Raw genomic sequence first — 15472 nt, forward strand, 5'->3', positions numbered from 1 at the left:
TCACTCCTATAGGAGGTATGTTATCCTGTCATCCCTTGATAAATCAATCGAATTCCAATTAAAATCAATATAATCCTCAATACGCTCACCAATACTTTTGATTCGAGCTTCGTATTGATATAAGCCCCGAGCTTCGCCCCAATCCAGGCCCCTGGAATGAGGGCCATTGCGTATAGCCATTTTACGTTCCCAAGCAGGACATGTGTGCCTGAACTCACCATGGCCGACAGAAAAATCATAAACATGGACGTTGCCACGGCTACATGGGGTGGAAATAAGAAGATCAGAATCATGGCAGGGACCATCAATGAGCCGCCTCCGATTCCGAATAATCCGGATGTAAATCCGACAACAAATGCAATGGCCGCCCCTAATACGGGAGGATACCCGTAACGGAAGGTTTCTCCACTTGGATCAGTGAACTCCCTCTGGAAGGAAGCATTCCTGAATTTTTCAATGGGCTTCAATTTGTTTCGAACCATCAGGATGACGGCGATCAATATCATAAAGAATCCGAAATAAAGGTTGAAGCTTTCCATATTCAGCCCTTTATTCACCCATGCTCCCAAGATGGAGCCGGGACCGCTCCCCGCAAAGAAAATCAAACCGCTTTTATAATCCACTGTTTTGTGCTTCAAATAGGCAAGAGTGGATGATAAACCAGTGAATATCATTATGACTAATGACGTTCCCACTGCCGTTTGAGGGTTCATCCCATCTATCAAGCTTGTATATGTACCGAAATAAAGCAGGGCAGGTACAACGATCACACCTCCGCCGAGTCCGACGAGGGACCCTATTGCTCCTGCCAAAAGTCCAATTGATAGAAGAACCATCCATTCCATCTATCTTTCATCTCCTGTCATTAAAAAAGGTCAAGTTGCTTCGGGGCAAGCCCTTCGTATTCAAGCCCCAATAATTCAATGAGTTCTTTCGCATTATCCGCCGCGTCCCCACCGGAATTATTGTTAAATAGTATATAAAGATCTTTCGTGCTTTCATGCAATTGATGTATATGAGGAATCCATTCTTCAAGCTCGGCACGATTGTAGCGGTATAAATAACGGACCTCCCGCCAATCTTTCCCATTCGGTTTACTCCATCCGTACAGATTCCTGCCGTGGAAACGAATGAGAGTGGCATCTTTATGAGTGGACTCCAGCACCCTAGGGACCGATCCCTCACCGGCCTGAGGTTCATCGCAGATACTGTGGATCCATCCTTCATTTCTCATGAAGGTTAACGTCTTTTCCCGGAACTCCGGCCTAAACCAGCTTTGGTGTCGGAATTCAAGTGCCAAAGAATATCCCTTTAATTGTTCCTTGCAATACCGTATATAGTCGACATGCTCCCTATTACAATCATACCAAGGCGGAAATTGAAGGAGCACCATGGCTAATTTATTTGCATTTACGTACGGTGCAAGGGAATCCTTGAAAGCATCGAACATACCTTCCTTTGTTTCAAATGGGATTTCTCCCCTCTGATGTCCTGTCATCCCCTGATAGGCCTTCACAATAAATTTAAAATTTTCCGGTGTCTCTTTCACCCATTTTTCAGCATTGCGAATCGGCTGAACGGCATAAAAAGTCGTGTCCACTTCAACGATCGGAAAATGGGCTCCATATTCTTTTAACTTATCACGTGGAGAGATATTTTGATAAAGGGTATCATGGTCTCCCCAACCTGTAACTCCTATGTATATCATCCGCATTCACCTTCTTTATTATGAACATGTCCATTTTATCATAAGGGAAATGGAAATTCTTATGTTTGGATTGGTTAGGGAAAATCATGGTTGATTTCCACAGGTTGATCATAGAATTGAAGGGAGTCAAGTCTTAATTGGCGTAGTTCGAAGTAGAGCGTGGTTTCTCTATTAATGGGGTCTTGAAGGCAGTTTTGGCCACTAAGAACACCTTCTCAAATAGAATTGATCCAAAATGGAATATTATTAAATCCGAGTTAAAAATGATTCCCCCGCAAATTTGATTTATTAATCCTGTTTGCAATTTATTGATCCCTTCTTTAAAATAATGAATCCTCCGTGTCGAATTTTCCTTAGATAACCATTCCATGCACCGATGCTCTCTTCTTCAGTGATTTTTCTTAAGAAAAAGAAAAAACTCCCCTGATCAACATCAAGGGAGTTTGATTATATATTATCCGATTGAACCTTCCATCTCGAACTTGATTAGGCGGTTCATTTCAACTGCATATTCCATCGGAAGTTCTTTCGTGAAGGGCTCGATGAAGCCCATTACGATCATTTCTGTTGCTTCTTCCTCGGAAATACCGCGGCTCATCAGATAGAATAATTGTTCTTCCGATACTTTTGATACCTTCGCTTCGTGTTCTAACGAGATATTATCGTTCAGAATTTCATTGTAAGGAATCGTATCAGAAGTCGATTGATTATCCATGATCAGCGTGTCACACTCGATGTTTGAGCGTGCGCCTTCCGCTTTTCGGCCAAAGTGCACAATTCCACGGTACGTTACTTTACCACCATGCTTGGAGATGGATTTCGAAACGATTGTAGAAGAAGTGTTAGGTGCCAGATGAATCATTTTCGCTCCAGCATCCTGGTGCTGACCTTTACCTGCAAGTGCAATGGATAGTGTCATACCACGGGCGCCTTCGCCTTTCAGGATGACAGCCGGATATTTCATCGTTAATTTCGAACCGATGTTTCCATCCACCCATTCCATTGTGGCGTTCGCTTCACATACGGCACGCTTCGTCACCAGGTTGAACACGTTGTTCGCCCAGTTTTGGATCGTTGTATAACGGCAGTAAGCATCCTTCTTGATGATGATTTCAACGACTGCAGAGTGAAGTGAGTTCGTTGTGTAAACCGGTGCTGTACAACCCTCTACATAGTGTACGCTTGCGCCTTCGTCGACGATGATCAACGTACGCTCAAACTGACCCATGTTTTCAGAGTTGATACGGAAGTAAGCCTGAAGTGGTGTATCCACCTTTACTCCTTTAGGAACATAGATGAATGACCCACCAGACCATACTGCTGAGTTTAGGGCAGCGAATTTATTATCCGTTGGAGGGATAACCTTCGCCCAGTGCTCGCGGAATAGGTCTTCATTTTCTTTAAGAGCAGAATCCGTATCTTTAAATACGATCCCCATCTCTTCAAGGTCTTCTTGCATGTTGTGGTATACAACCTCTGATTCATACTGTGCAGAGACTCCTGCAAGATACTTTTGCTCAGCTTCCGGAATCCCTAATTTATCAAACGTTTGCTTGATTTCTTCAGGTACTTCATCCCAGCTGCGCTCTGACTTTTCAGAAGGCTTCACGTAGTAAGTGATTTCATCAAAATTCAATTCCTGCATGTCCCCGCCCCATTGAGGCATTGACATATTATAAAAATGCTCAAGTGATTTCAAACGGAAATCAAGCATCCATTGAGGTTCTTCTTTCATGCGGGAGATTTCTTCTACGATTTCACGCGTCAAGCCACGTTTCGAACGGAAAATCGAGACGTCTTTGTCGCTGAATCCATATTTATAATCCCCGATCTCAGGCGCTTTCTTAGCCATGTTGATTCCTCCATTCTTTGGTAGGGCCGAAGGAGAGCATTATTCCTGCTCTTCCTCTGACACTCCTTTTTCCATCGCTTTCCATGCCAATGTCGCACATTTGATACGGGCAGGAAATTTCGCGACTCCTTGTAATGCTTCAATATCTCCTAAATCCACATCGTCATCATACTCGTTGCCTTGCATCATGTCAGAGAAGATCTTGGAAAGCTTGAGTGCTTCTTCAATCTCTTTCCCTTTGACCGCCTGTGTCATCATCGATGCAGAAGCCATGGAGATCGAACATCCTTCTCCATCAAACTTCGCATCCTGAACAACACCATCTTCAACCTTCAACGTTAGGTGAATACGGTCTCCACACGTCGGGTTATTCATATCGATGGTAAAGCTACCATCTTCTAACGAACCTTTATTGCGTGGATTTTTATAATGATCCATGATGACTTGTCGATATAACTGATCTAAATTATTAAAAGACATCACTGAAAAACTCCTTTGTCTTCACCAGGCCGGCAACCAGTTTATCAATATCTTCTTCTGTATTGTAAAGATAGAAGCTGGCACGTGCTGTTGCGGAAACGTTCAACCACTTCATCAGCGGCTGTGCACAGTGATGCCCTGCACGTACGGCGATCCCCTCAGCATCAAGGACGGTTGCCACATCATGTGGATGAACATCATCAATGTTGAACGTCACAAGTCCCGCACGCTGACCCGGATCATTTGGTCCATAGATCGTCATGCCTTCTACTTCATTCATCTTATTCAAAGCGTAAGCCGCAAGCTTATGCTCATGTTCTTCAATATTGTGAAGGCCGACTTGCTCAAGGAAGTCGATGGCAGCACCAAGTCCGATGGCACCTGCGATGATCGGTGTGCCTCCCTCAAACTTCCAAGGAAGTTCTTTCCATGTGGATTCCTGAAGTCCGACAAAATCGATCATCTCTCCACCAAATTCCACCGGCTCCATTTTATTCAAATGCTTCTTCTTGCCATAAAGTACTCCGATCCCAGTAGGACCTACCATCTTATGACCAGAAAAGGCAAAGAAATCACAGTCAAGATCTTGTACGTCGACTTTCATATGCGGAGCAGCCTGTGCTCCGTCCACAACCATGACGGCTCCATTTTCATGAGCAATCCTGGTGATTTCCTTGATTGGATTCATTGTACCAAGTACGTTTGAAACCATCATGATGGAAACGATTTTCGTTTGAGGTGTAACCGTCTCTTTTACGTCCTCAATGGCAATCGTTCCATCTTCCTGAAGAGGAACATATTTTAACGTCGCTCCGGTTTCTTTCGCCAGCTGCTGCCAGGGAATGATGTTGCTGTGATGTTCCATATGCGTAATCACAATTTCATCACCCTCTGAAAGGTTGGCACGTCCGTAGCTTGCGGCAACCGTATTGATTGCGGTTGTCGTTCCACGAGTGAAGATGACTTCTTGCGTAGAAGACGCATTAATGAAATTGCGTACCTTCTCACGTGCCCCTTCATAACCGTCCGTTGCTCTCGTCCCAAGGGTATGAACACCACGGTGAACGTTCGAGTTGTATCCGCGATAATAATCATTCATCGCTTCAATAACGGAAATCGGTTTTTGAGAAGTTGCGGCACTATCAAGATAAACCAGTGGATGCCCATTTACTTCCTGGTCGAGAATCGGAAATTGTTTACGAATCTCTTTTACATCCATTAGTTTACTTTCCTTTCGATAACCTCAACAAGCTGTTTCTTAACTCCTTCAATTGGTAATTGTTTTACCACTGGAGCCAAGAATCCATGGATGACAAGGCGTTCAGCTTCTTTTTGTGGAATTCCACGGCTCATTAGATAGTAAAGCTGCAATGGATCTACACGACCTACAGAAGCAGCGTGACCAGCCGTTACATCATCTTCATCAATCAGAAGGATTGGGTTGGCATCTCCACGTGCTTTTTCGCTAAGCATCAACACGCGTGACTCCTGCTCGGCATTCGACTTGGACGCACCGTGTTCAATCTTACCGATACCGTTGAAGATAGAAGACGATTCGTCCTTCATGACTCCGTGCTTCAAAATGTATCCTTCAGAGTTTTTACCGAAGTGAACAACCTTCGTTGTGAAGTTTTGTTTTTGTTTTCCACGTCCAACAACGACGGTTTTCGTATCACCATATGAGCCATCGCCCACAAGGTTTGTCACGTTTTCAGAAACCGTGTCACCATCATTCATCAACCCTAGAGCCCACTCAATGCGTGCATCCCTCGCAGCTACTCCACGACGGTTTACGTACGTCGTCAATCCGCTTGACAAGTTATCCACTGCACCGTATGCGACTTTCGCGTTATTATTTGCCAATACTTCCGTAACAATGTTGTAGACACCATCTTCTACATCAGTTGTAGAGATATAGTTTTCAACATATGTGACGGAGCTGTTTTCTTCAGCAACAACCAATACGTGATTGAACATAGCCACTTCTGCATTGTCATGAACATATACGGCTTGAATCGGTTGAGTTAATTCAACGTTTTTCGGAATGTAGAGGAAGGCTCCTCCATTCATAAGCGCAGCATGAAGAGCAGTAAGCTTATGCTCATCCGTTTTCACGCCTTCAGTCATGAAGTACTTCTGTACAAGTTCACTGTGGTCTTTCACAGCTGTTAAAATATCCGTGAAAATAACACCTTTTTCCTTTAATTCATTCGAAAGAGAAAGAAAAGCAGGTGTGTTGTTTCGTTGAATATAAAGACTTTGGTCTGTATTATCTACATCAACTAATGCTTTTGCTTCTTCTGGCAACTCACTCAAAGATGAGAACGTATCACTTTCCACTGTGTGCTTTTGGAATTGTGTAAAATTCCAATTGGTGATTTTCGTTTTATCTGCAACTGGAAGGCTAAGATCCTTTACTTTATTAAAGGCATCTGTACGAAGGTTTGTTAACCATTCCGGCTCTCCAAGTTGTTTTGAGTAGGAGCTGACATAGTCCTGTTCTACTGGTAGTTTCGTTTCTACAGTCATTTTCATCCCCCTAACACTTACGCTTCTTGGCCAACAGTTTCGTCTTTAATTCCTAACTCTTCTTTAATCCAGTCATATCCTTCTGCTTCAAGGCGTTGAGCTAATTCTTCTCCGCCTGATTTCACAATACGTCCTTGCATCATAACGTGGACATGATCAGGAGTGATGTAGTTAAGTAGACGCTGATAGTGAGTGATGATCAGGCAACCGAAATCTTCCCCACGCATTTTGTTGATCCCTTTTGAAACCACTTTAAGGGCATCGATATCAAGACCTGAATCGATTTCATCAAGAATGGCGATCTTTGGTTCGATCATCATTAATTGTAGGATTTCATTACGTTTCTTCTCTCCACCTGAGAATCCTTCGTTCAGGTAACGTTGAGCCATATCCGGGTCCATCTCAAGGTATTCCATTTCAGAATCCATTTTGCGGATGAATTTCATAAGTGAAATTTCTTCGCCTTCTTCACGACGGCTGTTGATTGCTGAACGTAAGAAGTCAGCATTTGTTACACCGCTGATTTCACTTGGGTATTGCATTGCAAGGAATAGACCTACGCGAGCGCGCTCATCGACTTCCATTTCAAGGACATCTTCACCGTCAAACGTGATGCTACCCTTTGTCACTTCATACTTTGGGTGACCCATGATAGCAGAAGATAAAGTTGATTTACCTGTACCGTTCGGTCCCATTACTGCGTGGATTTCTCCACCTTTAATTTCAAGGTTAACCCCTTTAAGGATTTCCTTTCCTTCAATCTCAACATGAAGATCTTTGATTGTTAAAGTAGAACCTGCCATGTGTAATTACCTCCGTGACTTTATAATGAATTTAAGAATACAATTCTTTAATCATTCTCAATTTATTCTCATTACAATCTTATAACAAATAAAAGCTATAATCAACTTTTTCAAGCTGTCAGTTCATGTTAACCGAACAATAGAATCCCTATCTATTGTTGTCCTAAATGAGTGGAAAAATGTAGCGTATCACTTCTGCATTTTTCCACTGGGTTGGTGACCTTTGATCATTCGGCCCAACACATTAGCTCATTGGGAATGCATAAAAAAACCAGTGCATCGTCTACACTGGTTTCCTTTTTTCTTCCTTATTATATGTTAGCGTGCACCTTTCGATCAAGTGCTGCAATCATTCTTCGGCTTTGCTTGTATTCCTGCTCTCTTTTCTGCTCTACTTGCATTCTGACATCATGCTTTCGTTTGTACACCTCATAACCAATCCCATGGGCTCCATGCATTGCTTTCTCCATTTCACTTGTGTACGAGATACTCTCAAGAGAGTCGATAGTGAATCATTCCTTTCGGGTTTTTAATTACTTTACAACTATACTACCCCCTCGTTCACAAGACAAAACCGGTATTCCACCATTTTTTCTGAAATTTTCCCTTCAGCAAGATTCCCGGGGGCTACTCTTAAGTTTTCACAAAATTCCGCCATTATACTGCCAAATAATAGTACACCAATGTGATTTTATTAATATATATGTATATTTATTAATTTATTCTCCATAAAAAAGGAGAAGGATTTCTCCTTCTCGATTGGTTATTGCTTTAACTGATTCAAGTCTTGGATCGACTGCTGCACTAATGTGACAGCCTGACTCATGACCGCTCCGCCGCCGAATGCTGCCGTTACGCCGATGGCCTCGAGGATTTCCTCTTCACTGCATCCTTGATCAAGGCATCCTTTCGTATGGTAGATGATGCAGTATTCATCCTGGGAATACAAGCTGATTCCCAGTGCGATCAGCTGCTTCTCTTTCTTGGAAAGAACCCCTTCTCTGAAGCAATGCTCGGTGAATGTATTATACTGTTCTGCAAGTTCCGGCATTTTTTCAGTGAAAATGCCAAGTCCCATTTTATAATCATGAAGGGCCGCTTCTGTTGTGTTTCTCGGTTCCATCTGCAATTCATCCAACTCCATTTCAAAAATAGATTCATCGAAAATAGTATGAGCCAACAGCGAAACGATTATGTTAATAATTATAGGAAGAGAATATAAAAAACCCGATTCTATTATTCGAATCGGGTTTCTTTCGTTTATTCAGTTACCGGTACAACCGCTCCATCCCATTCTTCCTTGATGAAATCCTGGATTTCTTTCGAGCGTAATGCTTTCACCAGCTCTTTTACTTCCTCTTTCTTTTCATCCCCTTTGTTTACAGCAATCACGTTTACATAAGGGGAGTTACTATCTTCAATGGCGATCGAGTCTTCCAGAGGCTTCAAGCCTGCATCGATGGCATAGTTCGAGTTGATGACAACTGCGTCCCCTTCTTCGTTTTCATACATTTGCGGAAGAAGAGCTGCTTCGTACTCATAATCGAATTTCAGGTTTCTCGGGTTTTCTTTGATGTCTTCCAGTTGAGCCTGTGTATTCTCCACACCATCCTTGAGTGTGATCAGTCCTTTTTTCTCCAATAAAGTAAGGATGCGTCCATGGTCGGACACGGAGTTACTCATTAAGATCGTCGCACCTTCTGGAAGATCCTCAAGTGATTTGTACTTTTTAGAGTACACACCGATAGGCTCAATATGAATTCCACCCGCGTTGACAAAGTCATAGTCATTTTCCTTCATTTGCAAATCCATATACGGGGTGGTTTGGAAATAGTTCGCATCCAGGTCCCCATTATCAAGATCTTTATTTGGCAGGATATAATCCTGATACGTTTCAATTTGCAGATCGATACCCTTTTCCTCCAAGATAGGCTTCACCTGTTCAAGGATTTCTGCATGTGGTACATTTGATGCCCCTACTACTAATTCCTTTTCATCACCGCTTCCGGACCCTGAATCATTCCCGCATGCTGCTAAACCAAAGATACTTGTTGCTGCTATAACTCCTGCTACCCATTTTTTCATGAACTTTCTCTCCTTTATCTTTTATCTAATTTATTTGTAAAGAAATCACCTATTAGTTGAATGGCAAATACGACAAGTAAAATCATGATCGTTGCTGCCAGTGTTACATCTTCCCTGCTTCGCTGGAATCCATCAAGATAAGCAAGGTTCCCTAAACCACCTGCTCCGATGACCCCTGCCATTGCTGTATATCCTACGAGGGCGATGGCCGTTACCGTTATTCCCGATATCAAAGCTGGAAGTGATTCAGGAATCAATACTTTCCAGATAATCGTGCTCGTTTTGGCGCCCATCGCTTTCGCTGCCTCGATAACTCCTTTGTTTACTTCTCTCAAAGCGATCTCGACCATTCGGGCATAGAATGGGGCTGCACCGATGATCAGTGCAGGAAGAGCCGCGTTCGCTCCCCGGATGGTATCCAGTAAAAATTTAGTGAAAGGAATTAACAATACAATCAGGATTATGAACGGGATGGAACGGAATACGTTCACCACTGCGCTGGTAATGGTATAAGTGAGTTTGTTCTCCCACAAATTCTCCTTGGATGTAAGAAACAGCAATATCCCAAGAATCATTCCCAGTACAAATGTAATCAACACCGACATCCCTGTCATATAAAGAGTTTCAAGAGTGGCTTCCCACATCTTCTCCCAATCCACATTCGGAAATAGATTTTCCATCATCCTGGTAACACCTCCACCTTAACCAGCTGCTCTTCAGCAAATAGAACCGCTTCCTGGATGGTCCGTTCTTCTCCATCCAAATGGACGAATAGTGTTCCATAAGCCCCTTTTTGTGTTTGGGAAATTTGTCCTTGGAGGATATTGACTTCAAGATCGAATTTTCTGATCAAGCTGGTGATGAGCGGCTGCTCAGTCGCTTCACCCACGAATGTAAATTTAAGCACTTTCCCATTTGGATACTGGGCTAAAAGGTGTTCCAACGTTTCTCCGGTTTCCTCGACCTGGGACACTTCTTTCACAAATCGCTTTGTCACCTGCTCTTGTGGATTCCGGAACACTTCCAGAACGTCACCAAGCTCTACAACCCTTCCTTGTTCCATGACCGCAACACGATGACAAATCTTTTGAATCACATGCATTTCATGTGTGATCAAGACGATCGTGAGCCCCAAACGCTTGTTGATGTCCACCAGTAAATCAAGGATGGAATCCGTTGTTTGAGGATCTAAAGCAGAAGTTGCTTCATCACACAAAAGAACATTTGGATTATTTGCAAGAGACCTTGCTATCCCAACCCTTTGTTTCTGTCCCCCGCTCAATTGGGCTGGATAGGCGTCCCCTCTTCCTTCCAATCCGACCAATTCCAATAATTCATTGGCTCTTTGGATTCTTTCCTTCTTGGAGACTCCCGCAATTTCCAAAGGGAACATAATATTTTGTAAAACGGTACGTGACCAGAGCAGATTAAAGTGTTGAAAGATCATTCCAATTGACTGCCTTGACTCGCGCAGTTTTTTTCCCTTCACCTTTGAAACAATCTGTCCGTTTACATCGACGATCCCCTCTGTCGGAACCTCAAGTCCATTCAGCATCCGAATCAATGTACTTTTACCTGCCCCACTATAGCCAATCACCCCAAAAATTTCGCCTTGAGCAATTTCGATATTGACGCCATCGACAGCGGCGATCGGTCCATTTTTGGATTGATATACTTTCTTTACATCTGAAATGGTAATCATGTTGTATCCACCTTCTTTCTGAGTAGAACCATCTTTTTAATCAGAATAATATTTGCACTATCCTGAAGGCCATTCCTATCTATTTCATTTATAGAAAATAAAAAATGCCTTCCTGCGATAAGCAGAAAGGCATAATCATATATAGGACTATCCTTTCTCTCATCTTTCAAAGCATATGCTTTGAGTGAATTGGCACCATTTCAATTTTCATTGACGGTTGCCGGGCTTCATAGGGCACGTCCCTCCACCTCTCTTAATAAGAGTAAAGTATCGAATTATTTAATTTATCAAATGGTTAAAGACTCTGAAAATTTGCTACAAGAGAGATTCTATCATCGGATATAGAAAGGTGTCAATTCTTTTTTTTATTATACTCGAACCGGTTCTTTCCCTCTTGACCTTGTAAGCCATAGGACGGACTCTGTAAATAATAATGGCCGGTATCCACCTCTGACTTCCAAAACGCCTTTTTCAATCATTTGGGATAATCGTTCTTCGCCTGAAAGGAGAGAGACCATATCCGCCTCTTCACCTTTGATGATAAAATGTGAATCTGTCAATCCATGATCTAATACATCACAATCACTGTTTGAAATGGAAATTCCGTAGGTGCGCTCTCCACATTGAAACTGAAGAATAAATGGGCTGTCCGGGAACAAGAGACGTAAGTGATACCTGGAGTGACACTGATCTACTAATTTCTCTAAATATATTCGCATGAATACCCTCCCAGTAAAACTTCTATATACTTACAATTCCACTTCAGTAAGAGATTCCCTTTTAAGCATTCTCGACATGTTTTGGGAGGATTCATCTAATTTGTCGAACAGTAAGAATTTGGATGATGGAAGGTCAAAAAATGAGGGGATTCGAACCATTTCCCGAGAAATATGTCTGCGATTGTAGAAAGAAAATCGCATTATACTTGTATTTTATTAAATAAAATGCCCTAAAAAAACAAAAAGACCTCTTCAAATAAAAGGTCTCTAATCCCCTCTAAGCGTTCTTAACGAGGGTTTCATATAAAAACGGAACGGATTGAAAGGCATAGATCCTTTCCTGTTCCACACCATCCTTTAAGAGGAGCAGGCAGGGTACACTCTCAATGGATTGCTTCTCTGCAAATTCGGGTAAATAGTTTAAATTGGCTTTCACAAAATGATAGGATTGAGGAAGTTTCTCCACCACATCCATCATTCTTCCAGCCACCTGGCATGTACCACACATTGGTGTATAAAGGTAAACGGCTTCTAACGTGTGTTCATCGATTGCTTGGTTTAATGCTTCGGTACTGCTTACCTCCATCAAAACTAGATCATCCTTTTTCCTAGATATTCTTTATGCACATCAATGTTTGCTCCGATCAAAACAGAGGCAAGATGATATTCAGGCGCTGCAGCCACTTCTTTATACATCCGGTCAATGTATAGGTGTTCGGCTTCTGGAAATTCACGCTTGAATTGTTTACGTAATTTTTCCCCAGCATCATCAGCATCAACCAGGATATATACATCCCTTTCAAACAACTCGTCGATCAGTTCGTCCATCTTTGTGATGCTGATCGTTCCATTTGTGCAGATAATTTCAATCGGTTCTTTAATAATGTCTTTTACTTTTCGTTTATCGGTTGTCCCTTCAACGATGATTACTTTTTCGTCAAGTTCCATCATGATCATCACCTTATCTTTCAGAAATAAGATTAGGATAGTATATTCAGATAACAAGATATGATGTCCACTTTCTACTTATATTTTCTCATGTTTATAAAAAATAGTGCAAGAGGTTTGCCTGCAGTAACCGATTATGGAAACAGTGCCAGATCCTTAAACGGATCTGGCACTAAATACATTTAACACCATCCACCTTCATCACAATCCGTGTACCTTGCTTCATGCCCTTCTGTGGATGTGTAGCTTTGATAAATTTTATTTTCCCTTGCTTCAAAGTTCGGTTCCATAGTGATCCCATCAAGAGGCAAGGCCATTTTGCCGATTCGCTGATTATCCAGGAATAATTCAACCTCACCATTATTCAGCCTGCCGGTGACTCTGTTTGTTACATCTAATTTCCTTGGTTCAAGCACCATGAGTATTCATCCTTTCTTTATACGCGTACTCCTATGGTGCCCAAAAAGAAAAACAAAACACCTTGAGAAATCCTCAAGGTGCCCTGGCAGATATTATCCTTCATTGATCATTTCATCATACTGTTCAGCCGTCATTAGCTTGTCTACTTCTCCAGCATCTGAAGGTTCAACAACGACCATCCATGCCTTTTCATAAGGTGATTCGTTTACGAACTCAGGGCTGTCCGACAGCTCTTCATTCACTTCTACCACCTTACCTGATACAGGGGCATATAGCTCAGAAACGGTCTTAACCGATTCAACACTGCCGAATGGCTCGTTTGCTTTGATTTCATCGCCAACCTCAGGTAACTCGACGAATACGATATCGCCCAGTTCGGATTGTGCAAATGATGTGATTCCCACGCGTACATTTTCCCCTTCAACCTTGACCCACTCGTGTTCTTCTGAATAACGAAGTTCTTTCGGTGTACTCATTCTCTATCCCTCCAAATGCTAGTTATACAACCTAATATTGACACACTTTTCATTGAAAAAGCAAGAAAACCAAGTATGAATCATGAAACTTTTTCATTATCTATTATTTGGTAGGTACCGGACCCCGATTTACTTCCAGGTATCTTCGAAAGTTTCTTCTTTAAAGCCTACTGTCACCTTGTTTCCATCCGTTGTGATCGGACGCTTGATCAGCATACCGTCTGAGGAAAGAATTTCTAGCAGTTCATCATCAGAGGCTGAATTCACTTTATCTTTCAAGCCCAATTCACGATACTTTTTTCCACTTGTGTTAAAGAATTTTTTGAGAGGGAATCCGCTCTTTTGGAAGAGGCTCTTAAGTTCTTCCTTAGACGGCGGGTTCTCTACAATATGTATTTCATTCATGGCGATTCCTTGATCTTCGAGCCATTTTTTCGCTTTGCGGCATGTACCGCATTTCGGATAAGAATAAAAAGTCAACGACATCATTCCACCACCTTTCCATTTAATCTGAGACGGGGAATATCCCCGTCCAAGTTACGCGAATCTATTTCTTACATTCGACAATATCCGTTCGTATCCTTCTTTTCGGAAACTTTACCCGCATTGTGTTTCTACGGTTTCGACCAATTCTTTGAGGAGCACGGTTGCATTGTCCAATTCAAGAGAATAGAATCGCTGCGTTCCTTTCTGTTCTAATGATACTAATTGCTGGTCCCGCAAGATTTTCAAATGATGAGACACTGCAGGACGGGATAAGGTCAGATTTTCAGTTATCTGATTGACCGTAAGAGGTTCTTGTTCGGCAAGAAGTAATATTATGTCCTGACGATAAGGATCACTCAGTGCTTGAAATAATGGTATACAAGCACGAAATGTATCAATTGCTTTTTGACCCATAGTCTTCTCCCTTCAAACTCATTCACTATCAATTATACCCGTTCTTGTACCTTTCGAACAATATTAGTGACCATTTTACGCGGTAAGAATCGGATGGACTTGGTGAGCATTCGATTTTTCACCCCTGGGACGATCACGGTTTTATTATTGGTCATCATTTGCTTATACCCTTCCTCCACCACATCTTCCACGTTCATTACGCCTGATTGAAAGAGCTTGGAGGACTGAAGTTCTGCTGCATCACTGAATCCCGTCTCAGTGGCACCAGGACATAAAGCCGCCACCCTCACCCCGTGTGGTGCCCACTCGTTGGCGAGTGCTTCTGATAAGGACAGGACATAGGCTTTCGTTGCATAATAAACTGCCATCAGCGGTCCCGGCTGAAAAGCGGCCGTCGATGCAATATTTAGGATTCTTCCCTCTTTCCGGTTCACCATTTCTTTTCCAAAATACTTACATAGCTCTGTTAAAGCTGTTATATTCACTTGAATCATATCCAGTTCTTTCGATAGCTCCGTTTCTTCGAATTCTCCAAACAAACCGAATCCGGCATTATTGATGAGGATATCCACTTGAATCCCCTTCTCCTTAATGGACTCATACAATTCTTTTGAAGCTTCAGGCTTTGAAAGGTCCGCCGTAAACACATACGTCTTCACAGCATATTTCGTCTCGATTTCTTCTGATAATGTCCGGAGTTTCCCTTCACTTCGTGCTACCAAAATCACATCATGACCTGATTGTGCAAACTTATGACTGAAGTTCAGACCGATGCCGCTGGAAGCACCTGTTATTAAAACGGTTTTATTCATCTATGCTAACCACCTTATCTTAATATGTTTAAATGTTT

At 42.3% G+C, this 15472-nt stretch carries 20 protein-coding genes and 1 riboswitch; all 20 genes read right to left on the reverse strand.

Annotated elements, in window-relative coordinates:
- Positions 1–20: 20 nt before the first annotated feature.
- The 20 genes from LCL96_RS19795 to LCL96_RS19890 all read right to left on the reverse strand — a co-directional run bounded on the left by LCL96_RS19795 (position 21) and on the right by LCL96_RS19890 (position 15434).
- On the reverse strand, positions 21–845 hold the full coding sequence (locus LCL96_RS19795; RefSeq protein ID WP_224944599.1) for a sulfite exporter TauE/SafE family protein: 825 nt from the start codon (positions 843–845) through the stop codon (positions 21–23).
- 20 nt (positions 846–865) lie between these two features.
- Entirely contained in the window at positions 866–1708 is an 843-nt protein-coding gene (locus LCL96_RS19800; protein WP_224944603.1) for a DUF72 domain-containing protein, read from the reverse strand.
- A gap of 454 nt (positions 1709–2162) precedes the next feature.
- On the reverse strand, positions 2163–3560 hold the full coding sequence (gene sufB, locus LCL96_RS19805; RefSeq protein ID WP_224944605.1) for a Fe-S cluster assembly protein SufB: 1398 nt from the start codon (positions 3558–3560) through the stop codon (positions 2163–2165).
- A gap of 39 nt (positions 3561–3599) precedes the next feature.
- Complete coding sequence (gene sufU, locus LCL96_RS19810) at positions 3600–4040, reverse strand: Fe-S cluster assembly sulfur transfer protein SufU (RefSeq protein WP_224944608.1); 441 nt, start codon at positions 4038–4040, stop codon at positions 3600–3602.
- Positions 4030–5259: a cysteine desulfurase gene (locus tag LCL96_RS19815; protein ID WP_224944610.1), complete on the reverse strand. Its 1230-nt coding sequence runs from the start codon at positions 5257–5259 to the stop codon at positions 4030–4032. The genes sufU and LCL96_RS19815 overlap by 11 nt, the downstream gene beginning before the upstream one ends.
- A complete protein-coding gene (sufD, locus tag LCL96_RS19820) occupies positions 5259–6569 on the reverse strand; it encodes a Fe-S cluster assembly protein SufD (protein WP_224944613.1) in 1311 nt (436 codons plus the stop codon). Before sufD ends, LCL96_RS19815 begins: the two co-directional genes overlap by 1 nt.
- 17 nt (positions 6570–6586) lie before the next feature.
- On the reverse strand, positions 6587–7372 hold the full coding sequence (gene sufC / locus LCL96_RS19825; RefSeq protein ID WP_034763664.1) for a Fe-S cluster assembly ATPase SufC: 786 nt from the start codon (positions 7370–7372) through the stop codon (positions 6587–6589).
- A 311-nt stretch (positions 7373–7683) separates the two neighbouring features.
- Positions 7684–7830: a hypothetical protein gene (locus LCL96_RS19830; protein ID WP_224944615.1), complete on the reverse strand. Its 147-nt coding sequence runs from the start codon at positions 7828–7830 to the stop codon at positions 7684–7686.
- Between the two features lie 305 nt (positions 7831–8135).
- Positions 8136–8501, reverse strand: coding sequence for a carboxymuconolactone decarboxylase family protein (locus LCL96_RS19835; RefSeq protein ID WP_079532028.1), 366 nt, complete (start codon positions 8499–8501; stop codon positions 8136–8138).
- A 131-nt stretch (positions 8502–8632) separates the two neighbouring features.
- Entirely contained in the window at positions 8633–9457 is an 825-nt protein-coding gene (locus tag LCL96_RS19840; RefSeq protein WP_224944619.1) for a MetQ/NlpA family ABC transporter substrate-binding protein, read from the reverse strand.
- Between the two features lie 14 nt (positions 9458–9471).
- The gene (locus LCL96_RS19845; protein WP_224944621.1) at positions 9472–10140 is read right to left on the reverse strand and encodes a methionine ABC transporter permease; all 669 of its coding nucleotides are present in this window, start codon (positions 10138–10140) and stop codon (positions 9472–9474) included.
- Positions 10137–11159 (reverse strand): methionine ABC transporter ATP-binding protein, encoded by a 1023-nt coding sequence (locus LCL96_RS19850; RefSeq protein ID WP_224944624.1) that lies wholly within the window; start codon positions 11157–11159, stop codon positions 10137–10139. Before LCL96_RS19850 ends, LCL96_RS19845 begins: the two co-directional genes overlap by 4 nt.
- 156 nt (positions 11160–11315) lie before the next feature.
- Positions 11316–11422: riboswitch (SAM riboswitch) on the reverse strand.
- A 105-nt stretch (positions 11423–11527) separates the two neighbouring features.
- Complete coding sequence (locus tag LCL96_RS19855) at positions 11528–11878, reverse strand: SCP2 sterol-binding domain-containing protein (protein WP_224944628.1); 351 nt, start codon at positions 11876–11878, stop codon at positions 11528–11530.
- 277 nt (positions 11879–12155) lie between these two features.
- Positions 12156–12464: a thioredoxin family protein gene (locus tag LCL96_RS19860; protein WP_224945062.1), complete on the reverse strand. Its 309-nt coding sequence runs from the start codon at positions 12462–12464 to the stop codon at positions 12156–12158.
- Between the two features lie 5 nt (positions 12465–12469).
- Entirely contained in the window at positions 12470–12826 is a 357-nt protein-coding gene (locus tag LCL96_RS19865; protein ID WP_224945063.1) for a toprim domain-containing protein, read from the reverse strand.
- A gap of 182 nt (positions 12827–13008) precedes the next feature.
- The gene (locus LCL96_RS19870) at positions 13009–13245 is read right to left on the reverse strand and encodes a YusG family protein (protein WP_224944630.1); all 237 of its coding nucleotides are present in this window, start codon (positions 13243–13245) and stop codon (positions 13009–13011) included.
- A 93-nt stretch (positions 13246–13338) separates the two neighbouring features.
- The gene (gene gcvH / locus LCL96_RS19875; protein WP_201714209.1) at positions 13339–13722 is read right to left on the reverse strand and encodes a glycine cleavage system protein GcvH; all 384 of its coding nucleotides are present in this window, start codon (positions 13720–13722) and stop codon (positions 13339–13341) included.
- Between the two features lie 129 nt (positions 13723–13851).
- On the reverse strand, positions 13852–14208 hold the full coding sequence (locus LCL96_RS19880; protein ID WP_224945064.1) for an arsenate reductase family protein: 357 nt from the start codon (positions 14206–14208) through the stop codon (positions 13852–13854).
- Positions 14209–14319: 111 nt separating this feature from the next.
- A complete protein-coding gene (locus tag LCL96_RS19885) occupies positions 14320–14622 on the reverse strand; it encodes an ArsR/SmtB family transcription factor (RefSeq protein ID WP_224944632.1) in 303 nt (100 codons plus the stop codon).
- Between the two features lie 32 nt (positions 14623–14654).
- The gene (locus LCL96_RS19890; protein WP_224944634.1) at positions 14655–15434 is read right to left on the reverse strand and encodes an SDR family NAD(P)-dependent oxidoreductase; all 780 of its coding nucleotides are present in this window, start codon (positions 15432–15434) and stop codon (positions 14655–14657) included.
- Between the last annotated feature and the right edge of the window lie 38 nt (positions 15435–15472).

This window comes from Rossellomorea aquimaris, from assembly GCF_020172085.1.
Lineage (GTDB): Bacteria > Bacillota > Bacilli > Bacillales > Bacillaceae_B > Rossellomorea > Rossellomorea aquimaris_E.

Coding starts and splice junctions, on each gene's coding strand:
- LCL96_RS19795 (WP_224944599.1), bottom strand. CDS start 845: ATGGAATGGATGGTTCTTCTATCAATTGGACTTTTGGCAGGAGCAATA.
- LCL96_RS19800 (WP_224944603.1), bottom strand. CDS start 1,708: ATGATATACATAGGAGTTACAGGTTGGGGAGACCATGATACCCTTTAT.
- sufB (WP_224944605.1), bottom strand. CDS start 3,560: ATGGCTAAGAAAGCGCCTGAGATCGGGGATTATAAATATGGATTCAGC.
- sufU (WP_224944608.1), bottom strand. CDS start 4,040: ATGTCTTTTAATAATTTAGATCAGTTATATCGACAAGTCATCATGGAT.
- LCL96_RS19815 (WP_224944610.1), bottom strand. CDS start 5,259: ATGGATGTAAAAGAGATTCGTAAACAATTTCCGATTCTCGACCAGGAA.
- sufD (WP_224944613.1), bottom strand. CDS start 6,569: ATGACTGTAGAAACGAAACTACCAGTAGAACAGGACTATGTCAGCTCC.
- sufC (WP_034763664.1), bottom strand. CDS start 7,372: ATGGCAGGTTCTACTTTAACAATCAAAGATCTTCATGTTGAGATTGAA.
- LCL96_RS19830 (WP_224944615.1), bottom strand. CDS start 7,830: ATGCATGGAGCCCATGGGATTGGTTATGAGGTGTACAAACGAAAGCAT.
- LCL96_RS19840 (WP_224944619.1), bottom strand. CDS start 9,457: ATGAAAAAATGGGTAGCAGGAGTTATAGCAGCAACAAGTATCTTTGGT.
- LCL96_RS19845 (WP_224944621.1), bottom strand. CDS start 10,140: ATGATGGAAAATCTATTTCCGAATGTGGATTGGGAGAAGATGTGGGAA.
- LCL96_RS19850 (WP_224944624.1), bottom strand. CDS start 11,159: ATGATTACCATTTCAGATGTAAAGAAAGTATATCAATCCAAAAATGGA.
- LCL96_RS19855 (WP_224944628.1), bottom strand. CDS start 11,878: ATGCGAATATATTTAGAGAAATTAGTAGATCAGTGTCACTCCAGGTAT.
- LCL96_RS19860 (WP_224945062.1), bottom strand. CDS start 12,464: ATGGAGGTAAGCAGTACCGAAGCATTAAACCAAGCAATCGATGAACAC.
- LCL96_RS19865 (WP_224945063.1), bottom strand. CDS start 12,826: ATGGAACTTGACGAAAAAGTAATCATCGTTGAAGGGACAACCGATAAA.
- LCL96_RS19870 (WP_224944630.1), bottom strand. CDS start 13,245: ATGGTGCTTGAACCAAGGAAATTAGATGTAACAAACAGAGTCACCGGC.
- gcvH (WP_201714209.1), bottom strand. CDS start 13,722: ATGAGTACACCGAAAGAACTTCGTTATTCAGAAGAACACGAGTGGGTC.
- LCL96_RS19880 (WP_224945064.1), bottom strand. CDS start 14,208: ATGTCGTTGACTTTTTATTCTTATCCGAAATGCGGTACATGCCGCAAA.
- LCL96_RS19885 (WP_224944632.1), bottom strand. CDS start 14,622: ATGGGTCAAAAAGCAATTGATACATTTCGTGCTTGTATACCATTATTT.
- LCL96_RS19890 (WP_224944634.1), bottom strand. CDS start 15,434: ATGAATAAAACCGTTTTAATAACAGGTGCTTCCAGCGGCATCGGTCTG.